This is a genomic window from Desulfofundulus sp. (assembly GCF_049701015.1).
In the GTDB taxonomy this organism is placed as follows: Bacteria; Bacillota; Desulfotomaculia; order Desulfotomaculales; family Desulfovirgulaceae; genus Desulfofundulus.
Genome location: NZ_JBNATZ010000170.1, coordinates 1 through 5437 on the forward strand (window position 1 = coordinate 1; position 5437 = coordinate 5437).

Consider the following 5437-nt stretch of genomic DNA (forward strand, 5'->3'; position numbering starts at 1 on the left):
ACGCTGTCCAGGCCCGCCGTCACCTCCCGGGGGACGGCCGGTGCCGCGGGCAGCACCAGGGTGAGAGGTCCCGGCCAGAAGGCATCCATCAGCTTGCCGGCACTGGCGGGTAACTCGCGAACCAGCCGCCACACCGTTTCGCGGTCGGCCACGTGGACAATCAAGGGGTTGTCCTGGGGGCGGCCCTTGGCTTCAAAGATGCGGACGACCGCCCGGGGATCCAGGGCATTGGCCCCCAGCCCATAAACCGTTTCGGTGGGAAAGGCCACAAGTCCCCCCTGACGTAAAATCAACCCGGCCCGGGCCATGAGCCCGGGGTCGGGCCTGACGGGATCGACCTTCCAGTAACTGGTGCGGCCGGCCGAACTTGCCGAACGTTCCATAAGTGACACCTTCGTTTGGGAACTTTGCCAGATAGTATACCACAAAAAGTATACCACAAAATGACGCCGGGCAGATACTTCCTTTACGGAGGGGTGGAAACCAATGGATGGGAGACCAATGGATGGGAATGCCGTTTTGTAATACTTAAGAACAGATATGTAATAGCTTACACGAGCTCCGGCTGGTGATCAAATAGTCAGAGAAAGCCTGCCCTGGCCTGGCAGAAGCGGGCCTTGAAAAAACAAAGCGCGGGCTCACATACGTCTGAAAGCATGGCTCTCAGGGACCGGTTGCCCGCTCTCCCGGCTCCTCGCTCCACCGGCCAGGCAGCGGCGCCGGCGGGCTCGCAGGGCGGCCGTGCCGCCCTGGGCCAGGACGAAAAATGCAGCCGCCAGCAGGACGATTGACCCGCCGGGGGCCGTACCCAGGCGGCAGGAGAGGAACAGACCCCAGAAGGACACCGTCACCCCCAGGACCAGGGAAAGCCAGAAAAGGCGCCGGAAACTGCTGGAGAGCAGCTGGGCGGTGAGCACGGGGATGACCATCAGGGCGCTCACCAGGAGAGCCCCCACCACCCTGGTGGCTACGGACACGGTCAGGGCTACCATCAGGATGAAGAGCATATTCAGACGGTCCACCGGCAACCCGGCTACCCGGGCGCATTCTTCGTCGAAGGAGATAAAAAACAACTCTTTATAGAAATAAGCCAGCAAGCCCAGAACCAGGACTCCGACCGCCAGAATAAGGAGGAGGTCCCCGGGACCGACGGTAAGAATACTGCCGAACAGGTAGCTCATAATGTCCACGTTAAAACTCCGGGCCAGGCTGATCAGGACCACGGCCAGGGCCAGGCCGCTGCTCATCACCAGGGCCAGGACGGCTTCACCGTGCAGCCGCCCGGCAGCCCGCAGGCGCTCGATGCTCACCGCCGCCGCCAGAACCACGGCCAGGGTGACCAGGTAAGGGAAAACGCCCAGCACCATGCCCAGAGCCACGCCCGCCAGGGAAACGTGGGCCAGGGTGTCGGCCATAAAGGCATACCGGCGCATGACCAGAAACACGCCCACAGCCGGGCAGAGAATCCCGACGACGAGCCCGGCCAGCAGCGCCCGGACTATAAAATCGTATGAGAAAATGTCCCCCATGGTGAATCCCCTTTTCTTTGTTTTGAGCCAGCTGACCAATCCGGGGCCGTTTAATGGCCGTGCGCCACACGCCGCACGGGTACCCCGTAGAGACGGGCCAGGTTAGCGGTGGTCAGGACCTGGGACGGAGCACCGTGGCAGATCAGGCGGCGGTTGATGCAGGCCACTTTGCCCACCCGGCGGGCCACGGTACCGGTATCGTGGGTCACGGTAATCAGAGTAATACCCATCACCCGGTTGAGGTATTCAAGCAGATCATAAAAGGAATCGAGCGCCCGGCTGTCCAGGCCGACCACCGGCTCGTCCAGGACCAGCAGTTCCGGTTTACCCACGAGAGCCCGGGCAATGAACACCCGTTGCTGCTGCCCGCCGGAGAGGCTGCCGACAGCCCGGTGCGCGGCACCGGTCATCCCCACCAGTTCCAGGGCTTCCTCCACTGCCCTGCGGTCGTCCCTCCCCGGACGGCGACCCGGCCCCAGGAGTCCAAAACGGCCGGCCAGGACCACTTCTTCCACCGTGGCCGGGAAGAGACTGTCAAAACTGGTGGCCTTCTGCGGAACGTAGCCGACGCGCCGCCACTCGCGAAAACGGTTGGCCGGGCAGCCAAACAACCTGACCTCCCCGGAAAGGGGCTTCAACAGGCCGAGGACCAGCTTCACCAGGGTGGTCTTGCCCGAACCGTTGGGTCCCATCAGGGCCAGAAAATCCCCTCTCGCCACGGTGAGGTTGATCCGCTCGAGAACCATTTCCCCACCGTAGCTGAAGGAAAGATCTTTTAATTCCACTACAGGGTTCATGATTTACCCCCCAGGGCAACCTTCAAGTTGGCCAGGTTTTGCCTCATGATGGAGAGATAATTTTCTCCCCGTTTTTCTTCCAGTGGAGTGAGCCCTTCAATGGGGTCAAGCACCAGTGTCCGGGCCCCCACCTCTTGAGCCAGAGTTTCGGACACCCTGGGGCTCACCAGGGTTTCAAAGAAAATGTATTTAACCCCGTGCTCCCGGCAAAAGGCGACAATCTCGCGCATATGAACCGGATCGGGCTCGCTTTCGGGAGAAAGTCCCATCACCGAAACCTGGTGCAGGCCGTAGCGCCGGGCCAGATAGCCAAAAGCCGCGTGGGAGGTAACGATCTCCCGGTTCTTGAAGCTTCGAGCGGCTTCCCGGTATGCTCGGTCGAGCTCCCGGAGCTCTGCTATATACGCTTCGGCCCGGGACTTGTAGTAGGATGCGTGACCGGGGTCCACGTCGATAAAAGCGTCCCGTATGTGCCGCACCATTTCCTGCGCCAGCACCGGGTCCAGCCAGACATGGGGATCCACACCGGCAGGCTCCGCCGTTTCGCCGCCTTTGTTGTGCTCAGGACCCTGCCCCGGGTCGCCGGCAATCAGATCCAGGCCGTGGCTGGCCTCGACCACTTTCACCCCTTTCCCGGCCAGCACGCCCAGCTGTCGCTGGACCCAGGGTTCCAGTCCGGCACCGTTATAGATAAAAACCTTCGCCCGGGTAAGGGCAACCATGTCCCCCGGGGTCGGCTCCCAGTCGTGGGGTTCCGCACCGGCAGGCAGAAGCCTGGTAACCTCCACCCTCTCACCCCCCACCTGGCGGGCAAAATCATAAAGGGGATAGATGGTGGTCACCACCGCTATCTTACCGCCCGCAGGCGGGCCTGAAGCAGCAGTGGTGGTGCAGCCGGGTAGAGACAACAACAGGACAGCCGCTAAAAGTAAAAGAGAGAGCCTTGTTTTCAAGGTTTTACACCTCCAGGAGGGTGGACACCGTTAAGGCGGGAGTCTTAAACAAAACCCTTCGCAAGAACAGGCACGGAATTTTCGTGACTATACCGATACTCTTTAAGCGGGAATCTAGTTGCTCCTGCAGTCATCCGCCTGTAATAACTGACATCTCTGGCAGAACCCGTAGATTTGAAACTCATGGCTGGTCACTTTAAAACCGGGTTTTTCCGCCTGCACACGGGCCAGGCATTCCTCGGGACAAATATCGAGTTCCTCAGCCCGGCCGCACTTCAGGCATACCAGGTGATGGTGATGACCGTGGCCGGCAAACTCAAAACGCCGGCAGCCGTCGAAGAAATCCAGTTCGCTGGCCAGGCCGCAGCGGGTCAGCAGCCGCAGGGTGCGGTAAATAGTGTCAAAGCTGATGCTGGCGTAGCGTTCTTTAACCCGGCGCCAGATTTCCTCGGCACTCAGGTGTTCTTCCTTACCGGCATCTTCAATTAAAACACGCAGCACCTCCTGGCGCTGGGGCGTCAGGCGCACACCCTGGGCTTTTAATCTGTATAATGCCTCCTTCAGGTTCATTGGTATGCCTCCTACATCAGAATCATTCCTAGGTAATAACATCTTTATTTAATCAAATGATCCTCTTCCTGTCAAGAACATGGTCTAAGATCAGAACCCGGGGGAATATGCTTTAGTGTCCTGTCCTGCTGGTATGGGGAATTTTGTGGGTCGGGGTGAGGAGGTTGACTTACGGCGTTACACATATATCAGCCTTTGGGCTGGGGGTCCTGCACGCCCTGGAACCGGGACACGGCAAGGGAATCATGGGAACCTACCTGGTTCTTTCTCGTGGACGGGCTGTAGATGCATTACTTCTGGGGCTGACCACGGCCACCACCCATACTCTGGTGGTACTGGCCCTGGCCATGGGAGCTCGCTGGGTAACCTGGTTCACCATGGCGGCAGCGGGGGTTCCCCGCCAGGAACTGGAAGCGTGGTTGCAACTGATTTCGGGCATACTGATTTCTTTCATTGGCCTGCGGCTGCTCTTTATGCGAGGTGACAGTTGTCCCCACTGCAGCAGGCCGGGGTACCCCCAGGCGGCATCCAGAAGAAGACGGGACCGCTGGGGACTGTTACTGGTGGGAGTCACCAACGGCCTGGCCCCCTGTCCGGGGGCCCTGGCGGTTATGCTTCTTTCCATAGGCAGCGGCACACCCCTGGCAGGGCTGGGCCTCGTCCTGGCCTTCGGGCTGGGAGGGGCGCTGGCCCTGGTGGGCGTGGGACTTTTGTTCGTGAAGCTTTCCAACCTGGCCCAGGACCTGCTGGGGCAGCGCAGCTGGCGCTGGCTGACTGTGACCAGTGCTCTGCTGATCATTTTCACCGGAGTGCTCACAGCGTGGACAGCTTTTTAGCAGGTACAGTCACAGAACCGGAGATAGCAGGCGGCGGTCGTCCCTTAAGGAGCGAGGGGGACAACCGCCGCCCGGGCGGATATGCGACAGCCTCCAGCCTTTACCCTCTGAAAAGGTTCACCTGGAGAGTGAACCTGTAAGTTGCGCGACCACGAGCCGCTCCCGGCCGGCCAGGTCCCGCCTCACCCGGTAACGCCATGAGCCTTCCGGGAGCAGGCGGGGTATGAGGGGGACCTGTGAGGGGTCTATCTCCATGAGCAGGTAACCTCCCGGCACCAGCAGCTCTTGAGCCTGGGGGACCAGGCGCCGGTAGAGCTCCAGGCCGTCGGGGCCGCCGTCCAAAGCCAGGTGTGGTTCATAGCGTGCCACATCGGGCATCAGCCGGCCAATATCAGCGGAAGGTATGTATGGCAGGTTGGCAGCCACCAGGGACAGGCTGCCCGGGGAGAGAAATGCTCGCAGCGGGGAAAGCAAGTCCCCCTCCAACAAAACGATGCGGCCGGCAACCCCGTGGCGCCGGGCGTTTTCCGCAGCCACCGCCAGGGCCGCCCGGGAAATGTCGGTAGCATAAACGAGAGCTTTATCCAGGTAATAGGCCAGGCTGACGGCAATGGCCCCACTGCCCGTACCCGCATCGGCCAGGGAAAGCCGTTCTTCCCCACCGTGGCCGCGGCTTCCGGGGTCCGGCACACCACTCAACAGCTCGAGGGCGGTCTCCACCAGAAGCTCCGTCTCCGGGCGGGGGACGAGTA

7 protein-coding genes are annotated in these 5437 nt (G+C 61.0%); 1 reads left to right on the forward strand and 6 read right to left on the reverse strand.

Annotated features, from left to right (window positions below; genetic code table 11):
• The 5 genes from ACPLUI_RS10420 to ACPLUI_RS10440 all read right to left on the reverse strand — a co-directional run.
• The coding region (locus ACPLUI_RS10420) for an L-threonylcarbamoyladenylate synthase (RefSeq protein WP_424660199.1) at positions 1-383 on the reverse strand (383 nt) is incomplete at its 3' end.
• A gap of 255 nt (positions 384-638) precedes the next feature.
• Positions 639-1529 (reverse strand): metal ABC transporter permease, encoded by an 891-nt coding sequence (locus ACPLUI_RS10425; protein WP_424660200.1) that lies wholly within the window; start codon positions 1527-1529, stop codon positions 639-641.
• Between the two features lie 50 nt (positions 1530-1579).
• On the reverse strand, positions 1580-2326 hold the full coding sequence (locus ACPLUI_RS10430; protein WP_424660201.1) for a metal ABC transporter ATP-binding protein: 747 nt from the start codon (positions 2324-2326) through the stop codon (positions 1580-1582).
• Positions 2323-3279 (reverse strand): metal ABC transporter substrate-binding protein, encoded by a 957-nt coding sequence (locus ACPLUI_RS10435; RefSeq protein WP_424660202.1) that lies wholly within the window; start codon positions 3277-3279, stop codon positions 2323-2325. Before ACPLUI_RS10435 ends, ACPLUI_RS10430 begins: the two co-directional genes overlap by 4 nt.
• Positions 3280-3393: 114 nt before the next feature.
• A complete protein-coding gene (locus ACPLUI_RS10440; RefSeq protein ID WP_424660203.1) occupies positions 3394-3849 on the reverse strand; it encodes a Fur family transcriptional regulator in 456 nt (151 codons plus the stop codon).
• Positions 3850-4004: 155 nt separating this feature from the next.
• Between ACPLUI_RS10440 and ACPLUI_RS10445 the strand changes: the two genes are divergently transcribed.
• Positions 4005-4685 (forward strand): sulfite exporter TauE/SafE family protein, encoded by a 681-nt coding sequence (locus ACPLUI_RS10445; protein ID WP_424660204.1) that lies wholly within the window; start codon positions 4005-4007, stop codon positions 4683-4685.
• A 117-nt stretch (positions 4686-4802) separates the two neighbouring features.
• Here ACPLUI_RS10445 and ACPLUI_RS10450 read toward each other — a convergent pair.
• Positions 4803-5437 (reverse strand): N5-glutamine methyltransferase family protein (locus ACPLUI_RS10450; protein WP_424660205.1); only part of this gene is annotated, 635 nt, incomplete at its 5' end.